The organism is Streptomyces sp. NPDC046349 (genome assembly GCF_055587885.1).
In genome coordinates this window covers 1-16,729 of record NZ_JBVJFK010000004.1, presented here as the reverse complement: position 1 = coordinate 16,729, position 16,729 = coordinate 1, and the positions used below count along the sequence as shown (strand labels likewise).

The window sequence follows — 16,729 nt, the reverse complement described above, 5'->3', positions numbered from 1 at the left end:
ACGGCCCGCTCGGTTCGATCATGACGGCACCCTCCGTTCGATCACGACCGCGGGCCCTGACCGCCCGCCCGGGCCGTGACCGACCGCGCGGGCGGTGTCCCGCTGCGCGGGCCCGTGGCCTACTGCGCGGCAGCGGACCGCTCCTTGGCCGGCGTACGGGAGCGCCCGCGCGGCAGCACCCGCAGTGCGTCGCCCATGTCGGCCACCTCGGTGACCTTCATCCCGGGCGGCACCTTGCCCGGGTCCGCCGGCACCAGCGCGTGTGTGAAGCCCAGCCGGTGCGCCTCCGCCAGCCGCCGCTGCACCCCCGTCACCCGCCGCACCTCGCCGGCCAGACCGACCTCGCCGATGGCCACCAAATTCTTCGGGAGCGGTACGTCGCTGGCGGCGGACGCCAGCGCGAGCGCGATCGCCAGGTCGGCGGCCGGCTCGGTGAGCTTCACCCCGCCCACGGTCGCGCTGTAGATGTCGCGCTTCCCGAGCGCGGTGATCCGGCCGCGCTGCTCCAGCACCGCCAGCATCATCGAGACGCGCGAGGTCTCCAGGCCCGACGTGGTCCGGCGGGGAGAGGGGATCTGCGAGTCGACGGTCAGCGCCTGCACCTCGGCGACCAGTGGCCGCTTCCCCTCCAGCGTCACGGTCAGGCAGGTCCCCGGAACGGCTTCGGCGCGCCGGGTCAGGAACAGTCCGCTCGGGTCCGCGAGCCCGGTGATGCCCTCGTCGTGCAGCTCGAAGCAGCCGACCTCGTCGGTGGCGCCGTAGCGGTTCTTCACGCCGCGTACGAGCCGAAGCCGCGCGTGCCGGTCGCCCTCGAAGCTCAGCACCACGTCCACGAGGTGCTCCAGCAGGCGGGGGCCGGCGATGGCGCCGTCCTTGGTGACGTGGCCGACGAGGAGGGTGGCCATGCCCCGCTCCTTGGAGGCACGGATCAGGGCGCCCGCCACCTCCCGCACCTGTGCCATGCCGCCGGGTGCGCCGTCGATCTCGGGCGAGGCGACGGTCTGCACGGAGTCCAGGACGAGGAGGGAGGGCTGCACGGCGTCGAGGTGTCCGAGCACCGCCGACAGGTCGGTCTCGGCGGCGAGGTACAAGTGGTCGCTCAGCGCCTTGATGCGGTCGGCCCGCAGCCGCACCTGGCTCGCGGACTCCTCACCCGTGACGTACAGCGTGCGGTGCGTGTCGCTGGACGCCTTCGCCGCCACGTCCAGCAGCAGCGTCGACTTGCCGACGCCGGGCTCGCCGGCCAGCAGCACGACGGCGCCGGGCACGAGCCCGCCGCCCAGGACGCGGTCCAGCTCGTCCACCCCGGTGCTGCGCGCGGTCGCCGTCCGCCCGTCGACCTGGGCGATCGGCAGCGCGGCGGTCGACACCCGGCCGGCCGCGGTGGTCCGGACGGCGGGCGCCCCCATCTCCTCGACGGTGCCCCAGGCCTGGCACTCCGGACACCGGCCGAGCCACTTGGCCGTCGTCCACCCGCACTCGGTGCAGCGGTACGACGGTCGGTCCTTGGCGGATGAACGAGCAGTGCGGGCAGCCATGCCGCTCACGGTAGCCGCCCGCACCGACAGCCCGGGCCGCGCGGTGCCGGCCGGGGCGGCGCCGCCCACGTCAGGGCGGTCGTCAGTGCACCACCGATCTGTTCACCCGTAAGGGCTAAAACCGGGGAAGGCTTCCAAGGCGCCCCCTGCGCGCCGCCTACGGTCGCCAGGTGAACAGCAGCAACCAGGCACACCCCGCACAGCGCACCGGCGCACACCGGGCGCACGGGCGCACGGCTCACGAAGAGGAGCCGCCGCGCCCCTTCCGGCACGAGCCGTATCTCGACGGCCTGTTCACGTACTGCTTGTCGGTCCTGTGCGATCACGACACCGCGACCGACGTGCTCGGAGACGTCCTCGCCGTCGCCGAGCGGCATCCCGGCCGGTGCCCCGACGAGGGCGACCGCCGGGCCTGGCTCTACGCGCTCGCCCGCTGGGGCTGCCTGCGCCGGCTGGCGGAGCAGCGGCGCATTCGACAGGGAGCGCATTCCGCCCGGCGTGCGCCGGAGCACACCGTGCGCGACCGTGCGCCGGGGGGCGCAGCCGCCGACGGGCCGGCCGCGGACGCCCATCGGCAACTTGACGTGAGCGCCTACCGCCGCACCGAGCTGGCCCGTCTCGCCTGGCCGGAGGCCGCAGGAACCACGCCCGCGCAGCGCGAGGCACTCGAACTCGCCGTTCGCCACCGCCTCGCCGTCCCCGAACTCGCCGCCGTCCTCGGCACGCCCCCCGCCGCCGCCCGGGAGCTCCTGACCGGCGCCGCCTGCGAGGTGGAGCGCACCCGCGCCGCGCTCGCCGTGGTCGAGACCGGCAGCTGTCCCAGCGTCGCCCAGCTCACCGGCGCGGACGCGGACGGCAACGGCGGTGACGTACTGCTGTCCAGCACCCTGCGCGCCGAGCTGGTCCGGCATGTCGACGACTGCCCCCGCTGCCGGCGCGTCGCCGAACGCGTCGGAGCCGCCGCTCCCTGGCCCGGATCCGGCGGCGTCAACACCGCCGCGCTGCCGCTCGTACCCGCCCCGCGCACCGCGATCCACGCGGCGATGGCCCGCTCCGGCCGGGGCCGCGGTCGCAGCCCCGGTCCGCGCTTCGACCGCACCGGCTTCCCGATGGACCCCAAGGACCGCGCCGCCCGCCGCGACCGGCTGCGGGCCCGGGCGGTGACCACCACCGTCGTCGCCACCGTCGTCGCGGCCCCTGTCCTGGCGCTGTGGGCCTCGTACCGCGGCGAGCACGGCACCGGCGAACCCGTCGGCAACGGCTCCCCCCGTATCTCCGCCAGCGAGACCGAGCTCCCGACCGCCCGGATCGACGGCCGCCCGCTGACCGCCTACGAGAACGCGGGGAACGCCGCCACCACCACCGGCGGTCCCGGCTTCGCCGAGAGCGGCGACTCCTCCGACGTCTCCGTCGAGGTGATCAGCACCGGCCCTCCGGCCACCCCCGACCACGCCGGAGCCCCCGGCCGGCTCTCCGTGGCCGCGTCCTCGCGAGGCGCCCTGACCCTGCTCACCCTCACCGCCTCCGGCGGCGCCCCCGTCGACTGGCGGCTCTGGTCCGACGCGCCCTGGCTGCGCGCGAGCCGCACCGCGGGCACCCTCGAGCCCGGAGAATCGGTCACCCTGCACATCGCCGTGGACCCCGAGGCGCAGCCTGTCGGCGCCTGGACCGCCCGGGTGGGAATCGACCCGACGGGTGCGGTGGTCTCCGTCCGGGGCCGGGGCCGACCCGCGTCGACGCCGATCCCGCAGCCCGAACCGACGCATCCGGCGAGCCCGTCGCCGTCACCGGACCAGACCCAGGGGCCGACGCCGACGCCCTCCCCCACGGAACCCACGACTGCGCCGCCGTCCCCGACGCCCGCGCCGACCCCGACGGACGGCGCAGGCGGCACGGCTTCCCCGGCGCCCGGCCCGGCACCGTCCGGGCCGGCGGGGGGCTGACGCGGCACGGCCGACCGGGCCGAGGCTTCGTCTACGGGGTCGGGTCCGCGGGGTGCGGAGCCATCGGCAGCAGCGAGGCCAGCCGGGCCTCGCACAGCTTCACGAGCGCCTCGTATCCCTCCTTGCCCATCAGCTCCGTCAGCTCGGCGCGGTACGACACGTACACCGGGTCCCCGGCGCCGTGCGCGGACGTCGCCGACGTGCACCACCAGTGCAGGTCGTGGCCGCCCGGGCCCCAGCCGCGACGGTCGTACTCGCCGATCGACACCTGCAGCACCCGGGTGTCGTCGGGCCGGTCGATCCAGTCGTACGTCCGGCGGATCGGCAGCTGCCAGCAGACGTCCGGCTTGGTCTCCAGCGGCTCCCTGCCCTCCTTCAACGCGAGGATGTGGAGCGAGCAGCCGGCACCGGCGGGGAACCCCGGCCGGTTCAGGAAGATGCACGCCCCGTCCCAGCGGCGGGTCTGCTTCTCCCCGTCGTCGTCGGCCTGCGTCCACCCGCTCTCGCTGCCGACGTCGTGGAACTGCCACAGCTCGGGCGTCAGCCGGGCCACGTGCTCCGCGACGCGCTTCTCGTCGTCCTCGTCGGAGAAGTGCGCGCCGAGCGTGCAGCAGCCGTCCGAGGCCCGGCCCGCCTGGATGCCCTGGCAGCCGCTGCCGAAGATGCAGGTCCAGCGGGAGGTCAGCCAGGTCAGGTCGCAGCGGAAGACCTGCTCGTCGTCGGCGGGGTCGGGGAACTCCACCCAGGCCCGCGGGAAGTCGAGCCCCTTCTCGTCGGCCATGGCTTTGGCCTTTCCGGGCTTGGGGGGCTTGCCGTTCCTGGTGCGCTTGGTGCTTGCGCGCTGGTCGTCCTTGCCCGTGTCCTTCTCCGACCGGGTCTTGTTGGCCTTCTTCGTATTTGGCACAAACCCAAGCCTAAGCGCCCCTTACACAACCCCCGAGCGTTCCTCGCAGTAGCGTTTCCCCCCATGAGACTCGGTGTCCTGGATGTGGGTTCGAATACGGTCCATCTGCTGGTGGTGGACGCGCACCCCGGCGCGCGCCCACAGCCGGCGCACTCGCACAAGGTGGAAATAAGGCTGGCGGAGCTCCTCGACGACGCCGGCGCGGTCACCCCCGCAGGCGTCGAGCGTCTCCTCTCCGTCATCAACGAAGCGGTGCAGGCCGCCGAGGACAAGGGCTGCGAGGACGTCCTCCCCTTCGCGACCAGCGCCGTGCGCGAGGCCACGAACGCGGACGAGGTGCTGGCCCGGGTCAAGGCGGAGACCGGTGTCGACCTGCCGGTGCTGAGCGGCGAGGACGAGGCGCGGCTCACCTTCCTCGCCGCGCGCCGCTGGTTCGGCTGGTCCGCCGGGAAGCTGCTGGTCCTGGACATCGGCGGCGGATCCCTGGAGATCGCGTACGGCATCGACGAGGACCCGGACGCCGCCGTCTCCCTCCCGCTGGGCGCGGGCCGCCTCACCTCGGGCTGGCTCCCCGGCGACCCGCCGGACGCCCTGGACATCCGGGCGCTGCGGCGGCACGTGCGTGCGGAGATCGCCCGGACGGTCCGCGAGTTCAGCCGCTTCGGCGCCCCGGACCACGTCGTGGCGACGTCGAAGACCTTCAAGCAGCTGGCCCGCATCGCGGGCGCGGCCCGCTCGGCGGACGGCCTGTACGTGCAGCGCGACCTCAGCCGCAAGGCGCTGGAGGAATGGGTCCCGCGCCTGGCCGCGATGACGACGGCCCAGCGGTCCGCCCTCCCGGGCGTCTCGGAGGGCCGGGCGAACCAGCTCCTGGCCGGTGCGCTGGTCGCCGAAGGCGCCATGGACCTCTTCGGCGTCGACGAGCTGGAGATCTGCCCGTGGGCCCTGCGCGAGGGCGTGATCCTGCGCCGCCTGGACCACCTCCCGACCCCGGGCGCCGGGCCGGCGTAGGGGGTACGGGGGGCACGCGCACCCCGGCGTCGTCCTCTTCCGTCCACGACCAGCGCACCGACCAGGGCGAAAGGGTGTGCCGGGGCACTTCGAGCCGGTCCGCCCGAGCCGCCGGCCCCGGAGCCTCACGCCTCCGGGGCCGGCCGGTGGGAAGCCCTCCGCGAAGGGTTCGTGGGACGCAGGACCGGCTTCGACCGCCCGGGCGGCGGTGTGTTCGCGGAAGCCCGCGTCACAGGCCCATGACAGGGCGCCGGCGGCGTCCTCGGGGACGCGTGCGTCCAGCGAGGCCGGGGGCGGTCCGTCATCGCGGCCGCCGTCTTCGGGTGGAGCCGGGCGACGGCCGGAACCCGGCCCGCGTGGCGGCCGTCACGTACCGGGCGGGCGCGGGCCCCGTACCCTGTCCCCGTGGCAGAACCCGTCCGCATCCCGACCGCGAGAGTCGCCCTGTCCACCGCCTCCGTCTATCCGGAGTCCACGGCGACCGCCTTCGAGATCGCCGCGCGCCTCGGATACGACGGCGTCGAGGTGATGGTGTGGACGGATCCGGTCAGCCAGGACATCGACGCGCTGCGCCGCCTGTCGGACCAGCACCAGGTGCCGATCCTGGCCGTCCACGCGCCCTGTCTGCTCATCACCCAGCGGGTGTGGTCCACCGATCCGTGGGTCAAGCTGCAGCGCGCCCGGTCGGCGGCCGAGAAGCTCGGCGCGTCCACGGTCGTCGTGCATCCGCCGTTCCGGTGGCAGCGCCAGTACGCGCGGGAGTTCGTCTCCGGCATCTGGCGGATGGCCGAGGAGACCGACGTGCGGTTCGCCGTGGAGAACATGTACCCGTGGCGGTACCGCGACCGCGAGATGCTCGCCTATGCGCCCGAGTGGGACGTGACGAAGGACGACTACCGGCACTTCACCGTCGACCTCTCGCACACCGCGACCGCCCGCACGGACGCGACCGCGATGATCGACCGGATGGGGGAGCGGCTGGCCCACGTCCACCTCGCCGACGGCAACGGATCGGCGAAGGACGAGCACCTGGTGCCCGGCCGGGGTACGCAGCCCTGCGCCGAGCTGCTGGAACGCCTCGCCCGGAGCTCCTTCGACGGCCACGTGGTCATCGAGGTCAACACGCGACGCGCGATGTCCTCGGCCGAGCGGGAGGCCGACCTCGCCGAGGCGCTGGCCTTCACCCGCCTGCACCTGGCCACCGTCGGCCGCGACGGGGCCCGCAGGCCGTGACCGGGGAGAGCAAGCCGCGCCGCCGGGGCCCGGGCCGGCCCCGCCAGGACGAGGCAGAAGAGGGTCCGGGCACCCAGGAGCGCATCCGGCTCGCCGCCCGCGAGGTGTTCGCGGAGCGCGGCTACGACAAGACGTCCGTGCGCGGCGTCGCGAAGGTCGCCGGCGTGGACCCGGCCCTGGTGCACCACTACTTCGGCAGCAAGGAAGACCTCTTCGCCGCGGCCATCGAGGTCAGCATGGAGCCGGCCATGGTGGTCCCCGCCGTCATCGGGGAGGGACCGGACGGCATCGGCGAGCGGCTGGCGCGCTACTTCCTCGGTGTCTGGGAGAACCCGGTCACCCGGGCCCCGCTGCTGGCCGTGATCCGGTCCGCGCTCACCCACGAGGCCGCCGCCAAGGTGCTGCGCGGCCTCGTGCTGCGCAGGGTCCTGGAGCGGGTCGCCGCCGACCTGGACGTGCCCGACCCGACCTTCCGCGCCGAACTCGCCGCCTCCCACATGGTCGGCATCGCGATCCTGCGCTACGTCCTCCAGGTCGAGCCCCTCGCCTCCGCGGACCCGGAGGACATCGTGGCGCTCGTGGCCCCTACGCTCCAGCGCTATCTGACCGAGGGCTGAGCCGCCCGTCCCGTCATGCGGACATGGCGTCCGGATCCCGGGCGGTGGGCGTAGCCTCGTACTGAGCCATATCCGCAGTCGCGGCTGACCGTACAGCCGCACTCATGGGGAGTGAACCGCATGCCCGAGCTGAGGTCCCGCACCGTCACCCACGGCCGCAACATGGCGGGCGCCCGCGCCCTTATGCGCGCGTCGGGCGTAGCGAGCGAGGACATCGGCAAGCCGATCATCGCGGTCGCCAACTCCTTCACCGAGTTCGTCCCCGGTCACACCCACCTGGCGCCCGTGGGCCGGATCGTCTCCGACGCCATCCGTGCGGCCGGTGCGATCCCCCGCGAGTTCAACACGATCGCCGTCGACGACGGCATCGCGATGGGCCACGGCGGCATGCTGTACTCGCTGCCGTCCCGCGACCTGATCGCGGACAGCGTGGAGTACATGGTCGAGGCGCACTGCGCCGACGCCCTGATCTGCATCTCCAACTGCGACAAGATCACCCCGGGCATGCTGATGGCCGCCATGCGCCTCAACATCCCGGCCGTGTTCGTCTCCGGCGGCCCGATGGAGGCCGGCCAGGCCGTCCTCGTCGACGGCACCGTCCGCAAGCTGGACCTGATCGACGCCATGGTGGACGCCTCCAACGAGAACGTCTCCGACGAGGACGTGCTCCGCATCGAGGAGAACGCCTGTCCCACCTGCGGCTCCTGCTCCGGCATGTTCACCGCGAACTCGATGAACTGCCTGGCCGAGGCCATCGGCCTGGCCCTCCCGGGCAACGGCTCGGTCCTCGCCACGCACACCGCCCGCCGCGCCCTGTACGAGGACGCCGGCCGCACGGTCGTGGAGATCACCAAGCGGTACTACCAGGACGGCGACGAGTCCGTCCTCCCCCGCAACATCGCCACCCGCGAGGCCTTCGAGAACGCCATGGCCCTCGACATCGCCATGGGCGGCTCCACCAACACGATCCTGCACCTGCTGGCCGCCGCGCAGGAAGCGGGCCTGGACTACGACCTCAAGGACATCGACGCCGTCTCGCGCCGCGTCCCGTGCCTGGCCAAGGTCGCCCCGAACGTGGCGCCCGGCGGCACGTACTACATGGAGGACGTGCACCGCGCCGGCGGCATCCCCGCCATCCTCGGCGAACTGCACCGCGGCGGGCTCCTCAACAAGGACGTGACGACCGTCCACTCCGCGGGCCTGGAGGACTGGCTGGCGAAGTGGGACGCCCGTTCCGGCACGGCCACCGACACGGCCATGGAGCTGTGGCACGCGGCCCCGGGCTGCGTCCGCTCCGCCACCGCCTTCTCCCAGTCCGAGCGCTGGGACGCCCTCGACCTCGACGCCGAAGGCGGCTGCATCCGCTCCGTGCAGCACGCGTACTCCAAGGACGGCGGCCTCGCGGTCCTGCGCGGCAACATCGCCGTCGACGGCTGCGTCGTGAAGACCGCCGGCGTCGACGAGTCGATCTGGACCTTCGAGGGCCCGGCCGTCGTCTGCGAGTCGCAGGACGAGGCCGTCGACAAGATCCTGCGCAAGGAGGTCAAGGCGGGCGACGTCGTCGTCATCCGTTACGAGGGCCCGCGCGGCGGCCCCGGCATGCAGGAGATGCTCTACCCGACGTCCTTCCTCAAGGGCCGCGGCCTCGGCAAGGTCTGCGCGCTGGTGACGGACGGCCGCTTCTCCGGCGGCACCTCCGGCCTGTCCATCGGCCACGCCTCCCCCGAGGCGGCGTCCGGCGGCGACATCGCCGTCGTCGAGGACGGCGACCTGATCCGCATCGACATCCCCAACCGGTCCATCGAGATCGTCGTCGACGACGCCACCCTGGCGGCCCGGCACGAGGCCCTCGGCGGCGTCTACGCCCCGAAGAACCGCGAGCGCAAGGTCTCCGCGGCCCTGCGCGCCTACGCCGCGATGGCCACCAGCGCCGACAAGGGCGCGGTCCGCGACGTCACCCGGCTGGGCTGACCCGGCCCCACCCCGGCAGCGACGCCCCCGCACCGCACCGCACAGTGCGGGGGCGCCCGCGTCCCACCGCGGGCGTGACCGGCGCCGGCGCGGCCGCGCTCACGCCGGCGTTCACCAGCGGGCGGGGTCGCCCGCGTCGACCGCGAACACCGATCCGTCGGGCGCGCCCGAGAACACCCGCCCGCCGCCGGCCACCGGGGCCGGCAGCGTCGACGCGTACGTGTCCCTGCCGTCCGCCATCCGCGGCCTGGTCTGGCCCGCCGGCCTGCCGTCGGCCGCGTCGACGGCCAGCAGCCGCCCGTCCGGCGCCGTCAGGTGGACCCGGCCGTCGGCCACCACCGGACGGGACGCCACCGTCACGCCCGTCTCCAGCCGCCACCGCTCCTGCCCGGCCCCGACCGCGACCAGCGTGCCGGAGGTCCCGAACAGGTAGGCGACCCCTTCCCGGTCCACCGCCGCCTCCGCGTCGAACAGCGGCGCCGTGAGCCGCACCCGCTGCGCGGTGCCCGCCGTCAGATCGGCGCGCACGACGGCGGTGGTCCTGGAGGACGCGTCGACGTCCATCAGGTACAGGCCGCCGTGCACCGCGCCGAACGGCCGCAGCCGCCCCGGCGTGCGGAACTGCCGGGTCGGCGTCCCGCTCGCCGGGTCGACGGAGGCGAGCTGGGTGGATCCGCTGCCGTCGGGCGTCGCCACGTACAGGTCGGGCGCCGCGCCGCCCTCCTGCCCGTCGCCGGTCCACCACACGGAGCCGACCCCGCCGATCTGCCGGGTCCAGCGGGCAGTGCCGGCCGCCGCGTCCAGCGCGGTGACGCTGCCGTTCGTACCCACCAGCAGCACCTGCGCGCCCGCGGGCACCGCCTGCGAGCCGGCGGGCAGCTTGTGCCGCCAGCGTTCCGCACCCGTCGCCGGGTCCAGTGCCCGGAGCGTCTCGCTGCCGGGTGCCACCACGAGGACCCGTCCGCCGGCGTGCAGGGGCGCCCCGGGGGTCGGCGTCCCCTTCGCCGGGGAGGTGGCGGCCGCCTCCAGGCTCCACACCGTCGAACCGTCCGCCGGGTCGAGCCGCGCCGCGGTGAGGCCGGGTCCGGCGCAGTACAGGGCCTCCGCCTGCCAGGAGCAGGCCCCGATCCGGCTGCCGGTGCCGGCCTCGCCCAGGGGCACCGACCAGGGGGAGAAGGCCTTCGCCGGCGCCGCGTCCTCCTTCCCGGCGATCCGGGCGGGCGCGGATCCGGCGGCCGGCCCGTGGCCCAGGTAACCGCCGACGGCGCCGCCCACCAGCAGCAGCCCGATCCCGGCCCCCACCGCGAGCCGGGTCCGCCGCCTGCGCGGAGCCGGGGGCTGCTCCGCGAGCGCGGGAATCCGCTCCCGGCGGTGGGTGAGCAGCTCGGCCCCGTCGGGTTCCCGCGGGCGGGGGATGAAGGCCTGGGTGTCCTCGGAGGTCGGGTACGCGACCGCCCGCATCTCGGCGATCAGTTCCTCGGCGGTGGGCCGCTCCTGCGGGTCCTTGGCCAGGCACCGTTGGACGAGCGGTACGAGCTGCCGCGGCAGCCCCGTCAGGTCGGGTTCGCTGTGCACCACCTGGTAGGCCACCAGGTAGTGGCTGTCCGAGTCGAAGGGCCCGCGGCCCGTCGCCGCGTGCACGAGCACCGCGCCGAGGGCGAAGACGTCCGCGGCCGTCCCCACCTCGCGGGGCCGCTGGAACTGCTCGGGCGCCATGAACGGCGGGGTCCCGATCAGCTTCCCGGTCTCGGTCCGCAGGTCGCTGTCGGCCGGCCGCGATATCCCGAAGTCGATGACCCGCACGCCGTCGGGTGCCATGAGTACGTTGCTGGGCTTGAGGTCGCGGTGGACGACGCCCGCCCGGTGGATGTCGCGGAGCGCCTCCGCCAGACCGGCGGCGAGCCGCGCCAGTTCGGTGCGGTCGAGCACCTTCCGCCGTACGCGTTCGGCGAGCGTCGGCGCGTCGATGAACAGGGTGGCCATCCAGGGCCGTTCGGCGTCCGGGTCGGCGTCCACGACAGGCGCGGTGAACGCCCCGCTCACCCGGCGCGCGGCGGCGACCTCCTGCCGGAAGCGGGCCCGGAACTCAGGGTCCACCGCGTGCTCGGCGTGCACGATCTTGACGGCGAGTTTCAGCCCCGAGCCCGACGTGGCGAGGTGGACGACGCCCATGCCTCCGGAGCCGAGCACCGATTCGAGCCTGTACTGCCCGGCGTACTCCGGAAAGCCCGCGTAGTCCGCGCGCAGCGAATGCACCGCTCACCACCCCCGCCGGAGCCTAGTCGATGACCCGTACGCATCTCCAAGGTCCTGCTACCCTGCGCGAGTTGCGCACGGCAACGCCCATGGGGGGAGATTTCGCATGTCGGTGGAGAACGATTCCAGCCAAGTCCAGAGCCTCGCCGCCGGCTCCGGTTACCCGTCCTATCCGGTTGCTCCCGGGTACCGGCTGAACGTCCGCAGCGGTCCCGGCACCAACTACTCGGTGATCGACGTCCTGCCGCTCGGCGCGACTGTCACGCTGCGCTGCCAGACCGAGGGCACCACGGTCTCGGGCCCGTACGGCACGACGGACATCTGGGACTGCATCGGGAACGGCCGCTTCGTCTCCGACGCGTACGTGAGGACCGGCAGCGACGGCTACGTGGTCACGCACTGCGGCTGACCCGTCTGACACGTGAGACGCGCCCGGCCCGGGCGGCCCGGCGGGGGATAATCGCTGCTGTGAGCGACGACCAGCGAGACCAGACCCCCGCCGAGCCGGCCTCCCCGGCCCGGGCCGCGGCCTCGGCCGCGTCCGAACCGGCGGTCCCCGCCGGACCGCAGCCGGAGCCGCTCCGGTTCTTCGGCACGACCTGGGTGAACCACGAGAGCGGCTACGGCCTGCGCCGCGCCGCCCTCTGCGTCGGCTCCCTGGTGACGGCCACCGCAGCCGCCGTGCTGCTCCGCCTCTCCTACGAGGGCCTGGAGATCGGCAACGTCGGCCCGTTCCTCAGCATCTCCGTCGTCGTCCTCTTCGCGATCGCCAGCGCCATCGCCTTCGTCAAGACGTGGGACTCCTTCAGCCGGCGTCCTGCCCCGTCCTCCGACGAGGCCGCCCTGAAGGGCCTGAAGACGATCGGTTTCATCGGCTCCCTCATCGCGTACTCCCTGCGCTGCCTGACCGAGGCTCCGGGCGAGAAGCTCCACCGCGCCGAGTACGAGCGCGCCCAGGCCGAATACGCCCGGCGCCGCAGCACCCGTACGGGGAACCCGGCGGCCCGGCGCCCCAAGCGCAGGAAGTAGCCCGCAGCCGCGCGTCCGGGCACCCTCGCCTCTCCCGGTCATTGACGCCCGGGCACCGCCAGGAGCATTATTCATCACATGATGAATAAACAGCACGGCGGAGGGCCGGCCGCCGTGCACGCCCACGGCCTGACCGTCCGCCGCGGCACCGGCCGCACCCCGCGCACCGTCATCGCGGACATCGCCTTCGACGTCCCCCGCGGCCGCATCACCGGCCTCCTCGGCCCCTCCGGCTGCGGCAAATCCACCCTCCTGCGCGCCATCGTCGGCACCCAGGCCCACGTCACCGGCACCCTCGACGTCCTCGGCCGGCCCGCCGGCCACCCCGACCTGCGTTCCCGCATCGGCTACGTCACCCAGGCGCCCTCCGTCTACGACGACCTCACCGTCCGCCAGAACCTCGACTACTTCGCCGCGATCCTCGACCCCGGCCGGGCCGCCGCAGCCCGCCGCGCCGACGCCGTGGACCGCGCCATCACCGACGTCGACCTCACCACCCGCGCCGGCGCCCTCGCCGGGAACCTCTCCGGCGGCCAGCGCAGCCGCGTCTCCCTCGCCGTCGCCCTGCTCGGCACCCCCGAACTGCTGGTCCTCGACGAACCCACCGTCGGACTCGACCCCGTCCTGCGCCGCGACCTGTGGAACCTCTTCCACGACATCGCCGGCACCCGCGGCGCCACGATCCTCGTCTCCTCCCACGTCATGGACGAGGCCGAGCGGTGCCACGACCTGCTCCTCATGCGCGAAGGCCGCATCCTCGCCCAGGACACCCCCGACGCCCTGCGCGCCCGCACCCGCTCCGCCACCGTCGAGGAGGGCTTCCTCCGCCTCGTCGACGAGGCCGACACCCTCGCCGCCCAGGAGCAGACCCGATGAACACCGCCCGCACCACCGCCACCGCCGGCCGCGTCCTGCGCCAGCTCCGCCACGACCCGCGCTCCATCGCCCTGATGGTCCTGGTGCCCGTCCTGATGCTCACCCTGCTGCGCTTCGTCTTCGACGGCAGCCCCCGCACCTTCGACAGCATCGGCGCGTCACTCCTCGGGATCTTCCCCCTCATCACCATGTTCCTGGTGACCTCCATCGCCACCCTGCGCGAACGCACCTCCGGAACCCTCGAACGCCTCCTCGCCATGCCCATCGGCAAAGGCGACCTCATCGCCGGCTACGCCCTCGCCTTCGGCACCGTCGCCGTGATCCAGTCCCTCCTCGCCAGCGGCCTCGCCCTCTGGGCCCTCGGCCTCGACGTCGTCGGCTCCCCCTGGCTGCTCCTGCTCGTGGCCCTCCTCGACGCCCTCCTCGGCACCGCCCTCGGCCTCTTCGTCTCCGCCTTCGCGGCCTCCGAATTCCAGGCCGTCCAGTTCATGCCGGCGGTGATCTTCCCCCAGCTGCTCCTCTGCGGGCTCTTCGCCGCCCGCAGCACCATGCACCCGGTCCTCGAACGCATCTCCGACGTCCTGCCCATGTCCTACGCCGTCGACGGCATGACCCAGGTACTCACCCACACCGACATGACCGCCGACTTCGTCCGCGACGTCGTGATCGTCGCCGCCTGCGCCGTCCTCGTACTCGCCCTCGGCGCGGCCACCCTCCGCCGCCGTACCCCCTGACCGCACTGCGGACATCCCGGGCCTGCCCGCCGCCCGGGTGCAAGGATGAGGACACGTACGCGTACGCCTGCACAGCCCAGGCGGAAGAACAGTTCGGCGAGGTGGATCGGGCATGACCCAGACAGTCGCAGTCCTCGGTACCGGCAAGATCGGCGAGGCCCTGCTCAGCGGAATGATCCGCGGCGGCTGGCCCGCCTCCAAGCTCCTCGTCACCGCGCGCCGCAGCGACCGGGCCGAGGAACTCCGCACCCGCTACGGCGTCGAGGCCGTCTCCAACGCCGAAGCCGCCAAGCGCGCCGACACCCTCATCCTCACCGTGAAGCCCCAGGACATGGCCAAGCTCCTCGACGAGCTGGCCCCGCACGTCCCCGCGGGCCGGCTGGTCATCAGCGGCGCCGCCGGTATCCCGACCTCCTTCTTCGAGGAGCGCCTCAGCCCAGGCACCCCCGTCGTGCGCGTCATGACGAACACCCCCGCCCTCGTCGACGAGGCCATGTCCGTCATCTCCGCCGGCAGCCACGCCACCGCCGAGCACCTCGCCCACACCGAGGAGATCTTCGGCGGTGTCGGCAAGACCCTGCGCGTCCCCGAGTCCCAGCAGGACGCGGCCACCGCCCTCTCCGGATCCGGGCCCGCCTACTTCTACTTCCTCGTCGAGGCCATGACCGACGCCGGCATCCTCCTCGGACTGCCCCGCGCCCAGGCCCACGACCTCATCGTCCAGGCCGCCATCGGCGCCGCCGTGATGCTGCGCGACAGCGGCGAACACCCCGTCAAGCTCCGCGAGGCCGTCACCTCCCCGGCCGGCACGACCATCAACGCGATCGTCGAGCTGGAACGGCACGGCGTACGCGCCGCCCTGATCGCCGCCCTCGAAGCCGCCCGCGACCGCAGCCGCGAGCTCGCCTCCGGAAACACCTGAACCGCGGGTGGGGCCCCGACCCCGCCGGGGCCCCACCTCCGGCTACGGCCTGAGCAGCCCGATCGCCTCGTACGCCCGGTCCACCACGGGCCGCGCCAGCTCCCTGGCCCGCTCCGCGCCCTCCCGCAGCGCCCTGTCCACCTGCGCGGGGTCGGCCGCCAGCTCCGCGTGCCGTTCCTGCAACGGCCGCAGCAGCTCGATCACCGCGTCGGCCACGTCCCGCTTCAGTGCCCCGTACCCGCTGTACCCGTCGGCGAGCGCGGCCGGATCGCCGCCGGTGCACGCCGCCAGGATGTCCAGCAGGTTCGCCACCCCCGGCCGTGCCTCCCGGTCGTGGACCACCGCACCGTCCCCGCTGTCGGTGACGGCCCGCATCACCTTCTTGCGCACCACCCCGGGCTCGTCGAGCAGGTAGACGATCCCCGATCCGTTCTCGTGGGACTTCCCCATCTTCGACGTGGGGTCCTGGAGGCCCATGACCCGCGCGGCCACCGCCGGATGGGTGGCCCTGGGCACGGTGAAGGTGTGTCCGTAGCGCTGGTTGAAGCGCACCGCCAGATCACGGGTCAGCTCGACATGCTGCCGCTGGTCCTCCCCGACGGGCACCTCCCCGGCCCCGTAGGCCAGGATGTCCGCCGCCATCAGCACCGGGTAGGTGAGCAGGGACAGCCGTACGCCGTCCCCGGCAGCCTGCGCCTTCGCCGCCTTGTCCCTGTACTGGATCATCCGGCGCAGTTCCCCGTCGCTTGCCGTGCACTCCAGCAGGTAGGCCAGCCGCGTGTGCTCGTCGACGTGACTCTGTACGAAGAGGGTGCAGCGCCGGGGCTCCAGCCCGGCCGCGAACAGAAGCGTCGCGGCCTGCCGGCTGAGCCTGCGCACGCGCGCCGGCTCGTGCTCGACGGTCAACGCGTGCAGGTCGACGACGCAGAACAGGGCGTCCTCCGGCTCCTGCTCGGCAGCGACCCACTGCCGTACGGCGCCCAGGTAGTTCCCCAGGGTCATGTGTCCGGTCGGCTTGATCCCGCTGAAGATCCTCGTCATGTCCTGCTCTCCCTGTGAGTGCGTGAGTGGTGTCGGGTCACCGCGCCGGGCGACCGAGCCACTCCCGGGAGGGGAGAAAACAGAACGGCCGCCGAGGCGGCGGCCGTGAGCGCATGCGTGCTCGCGTGGAGGTCGGCCGCCGTCAGGCGGCCCACCAGCGAAGGCTGAGCGTGGGCGCATGCGTAGTCATGGGAGCCAGCGTAGACCGCTGGACAGGAGGACGCCGCGAGTTTGGCCCGCACCGTGCGGCAACGGTCGGCCGGGGGTTGACACGGGTGTGCCCGGTCCGTAAGGTTCTTCGAGTTGTCCGACGTGAGCGCCGACCCCGGTCGGTCCCCGGACAGCCATTCCGCACTACACATTCGAACGAACGACGCACTTTGTCGTCCCGTTTTCATGCGTATTTGCGAATGAGGAATCCGTGTCCGAGGACGCCGTCGCCGATTAGGTTCGGAGGCGAGGAATCCGCTACTGTCTCACTCGCCGCAAGGGCCTAACAGCCCGCGCAGCACAACCCGCTGACTGGGAATCAGGCCCGAAAGGATCTGATAGAGTCGGAACCGCCGGAAAGGGAAACGCGAAAGCGAAAACCTGGAAAGCACCGAGGAAGTCGGACACGAAAGAGTCTGATAGAGTCGGAAACGCAAGACAGCA

At 73.4% G+C, this 16,729-nt stretch carries 14 protein-coding genes; 10 read left to right on the top strand and 4 right to left on the bottom strand.

Going from position 1 to position 16,729, the window contains the following annotated elements:
- Positions 1-119 precede the first annotated feature (119 nt).
- Positions 120-1,538, bottom strand: coding sequence for a DNA repair protein RadA (radA, locus tag ACZ6JS_RS10075; RefSeq protein ID WP_469297188.1), 1,419 nt, complete (start codon positions 1,536-1,538; stop codon positions 120-122).
- A gap of 170 nt (positions 1,539-1,708) precedes the next feature.
- On the opposite strand from radA, the gene ACZ6JS_RS10070 reads away from it, so the two are divergent.
- The gene (locus ACZ6JS_RS10070; protein WP_469297187.1) at positions 1,709-3,481 is read left to right on the top strand and encodes a BACON domain-containing protein; all 1,773 of its coding nucleotides are present in this window, start codon (positions 1,709-1,711) and stop codon (positions 3,479-3,481) included.
- Between the two features lie 31 nt (positions 3,482-3,512).
- Here the strand turns inward: ACZ6JS_RS10070 and ACZ6JS_RS10065 are convergent, their stop codons facing one another.
- A complete protein-coding gene (locus ACZ6JS_RS10065) occupies positions 3,513-4,262 on the bottom strand; it encodes a DUF3109 family protein (protein WP_469297653.1) in 750 nt (249 codons plus the stop codon).
- A 186-nt stretch (positions 4,263-4,448) separates the two neighbouring features.
- On the opposite strand from ACZ6JS_RS10065, the gene ACZ6JS_RS10060 reads away from it, so the two are divergent.
- The 4 genes from ACZ6JS_RS10060 (at position 4,449) to ilvD (ending at position 9,217) form a co-directional block, all read left to right on the top strand.
- On the top strand, positions 4,449-5,396 hold the full coding sequence (locus ACZ6JS_RS10060; RefSeq protein ID WP_469297186.1) for a Ppx/GppA family phosphatase: 948 nt from the start codon (positions 4,449-4,451) through the stop codon (positions 5,394-5,396).
- A 405-nt stretch (positions 5,397-5,801) separates the two neighbouring features.
- Complete coding sequence (locus ACZ6JS_RS10055) at positions 5,802-6,629, top strand: sugar phosphate isomerase/epimerase family protein (RefSeq protein ID WP_469297185.1); 828 nt, start codon at positions 5,802-5,804, stop codon at positions 6,627-6,629.
- Positions 6,626-7,246: a TetR/AcrR family transcriptional regulator gene (locus ACZ6JS_RS10050; protein WP_469297184.1), complete on the top strand. Its 621-nt coding sequence runs from the start codon at positions 6,626-6,628 to the stop codon at positions 7,244-7,246. The genes ACZ6JS_RS10055 and ACZ6JS_RS10050 overlap by 4 nt, the downstream gene beginning before the upstream one ends.
- Before the next feature lie 120 nt (positions 7,247-7,366).
- Positions 7,367-9,217 carry a dihydroxy-acid dehydratase gene (ilvD, locus tag ACZ6JS_RS10045; RefSeq protein WP_469297183.1) on the top strand — a complete coding sequence of 617 codons (1,851 nt, stop codon included), beginning with the start codon at positions 7,367-7,369 and terminating at the stop codon, positions 9,215-9,217.
- Positions 9,218-9,328: 111 nt separating this feature from the next.
- Here ilvD and ACZ6JS_RS10040 read toward each other — a convergent pair whose 3' ends face one another.
- On the bottom strand, positions 9,329-11,473 hold the full coding sequence (locus ACZ6JS_RS10040) for a serine/threonine-protein kinase (protein ID WP_469297182.1): 2,145 nt from the start codon (positions 11,471-11,473) through the stop codon (positions 9,329-9,331).
- A 106-nt stretch (positions 11,474-11,579) separates the two neighbouring features.
- On the opposite strand from ACZ6JS_RS10040, the gene ACZ6JS_RS10035 reads away from it, so the two are divergent.
- The 5 genes from ACZ6JS_RS10035 to proC all read left to right on the top strand — a co-directional run bounded on the left by ACZ6JS_RS10035 (position 11,580) and on the right by proC (position 15,034).
- Positions 11,580-11,882 (top strand): SH3 domain-containing protein, encoded by a 303-nt coding sequence (locus tag ACZ6JS_RS10035; protein WP_469297181.1) that lies wholly within the window; start codon positions 11,580-11,582, stop codon positions 11,880-11,882.
- Positions 11,883-11,941: 59 nt separating this feature from the next.
- Entirely contained in the window at positions 11,942-12,502 is a 561-nt protein-coding gene (locus ACZ6JS_RS10030; protein ID WP_469297180.1) for a hypothetical protein, read from the top strand.
- Positions 12,503-12,580: 78 nt separating this feature from the next.
- Positions 12,581-13,378 carry an ABC transporter ATP-binding protein gene (locus tag ACZ6JS_RS10025; protein WP_469297179.1) on the top strand — a complete coding sequence of 266 codons (798 nt, stop codon included), beginning with the start codon at positions 12,581-12,583 and terminating at the stop codon, positions 13,376-13,378.
- Entirely contained in the window at positions 13,375-14,112 is a 738-nt protein-coding gene (locus ACZ6JS_RS10020; protein WP_469297178.1) for an ABC transporter permease, read from the top strand. The genes ACZ6JS_RS10025 and ACZ6JS_RS10020 overlap by 4 nt, the downstream gene beginning before the upstream one ends.
- A 112-nt stretch (positions 14,113-14,224) precedes the next feature.
- Positions 14,225-15,034, top strand: coding sequence for a pyrroline-5-carboxylate reductase (proC, locus tag ACZ6JS_RS10015; protein WP_469297177.1), 810 nt, complete (start codon positions 14,225-14,227; stop codon positions 15,032-15,034).
- A gap of 42 nt (positions 15,035-15,076) precedes the next feature.
- Here the strand turns inward: proC and trpS are convergent, their stop codons facing one another.
- Positions 15,077-16,075, bottom strand: a complete 999-nt coding sequence (gene trpS, locus ACZ6JS_RS10010; RefSeq protein ID WP_469297176.1) for a tryptophan--tRNA ligase — start codon at positions 16,073-16,075, stop codon at positions 15,077-15,079.
- Positions 16,076-16,729 lie beyond the last annotated feature (654 nt).

Bases quoted from the DNA above. Each gene is read 5' to 3' on its own strand.
- radA (WP_469297188.1), bottom strand. From the start codon at position 1,538: ATGGCTGCCCGCACTGCTCGTTCATCCGCCAAGGACCGACCGTCGTAC.
- ACZ6JS_RS10065 (WP_469297653.1), bottom strand. From the start codon at position 4,262: ATGGCCGACGAGAAGGGGCTCGACTTCCCGCGGGCCTGGGTGGAGTTC.
- ACZ6JS_RS10060 (WP_469297186.1), top strand. From the start codon at position 4,449: ATGAGACTCGGTGTCCTGGATGTGGGTTCGAATACGGTCCATCTGCTG.
- ilvD (WP_469297183.1), top strand. From the start codon at position 7,367: ATGCCCGAGCTGAGGTCCCGCACCGTCACCCACGGCCGCAACATGGCG.
- ACZ6JS_RS10035 (WP_469297181.1), top strand. From the start codon at position 11,580: ATGTCGGTGGAGAACGATTCCAGCCAAGTCCAGAGCCTCGCCGCCGGC.
- ACZ6JS_RS10025 (WP_469297179.1), top strand. From the start codon at position 12,581: ATGATGAATAAACAGCACGGCGGAGGGCCGGCCGCCGTGCACGCCCAC.
- ACZ6JS_RS10020 (WP_469297178.1), top strand. From the start codon at position 13,375: ATGAACACCGCCCGCACCACCGCCACCGCCGGCCGCGTCCTGCGCCAG.
- proC (WP_469297177.1), top strand. From the start codon at position 14,225: ATGACCCAGACAGTCGCAGTCCTCGGTACCGGCAAGATCGGCGAGGCC.
- trpS (WP_469297176.1), bottom strand. From the start codon at position 16,075: ATGACGAGGATCTTCAGCGGGATCAAGCCGACCGGACACATGACCCTG.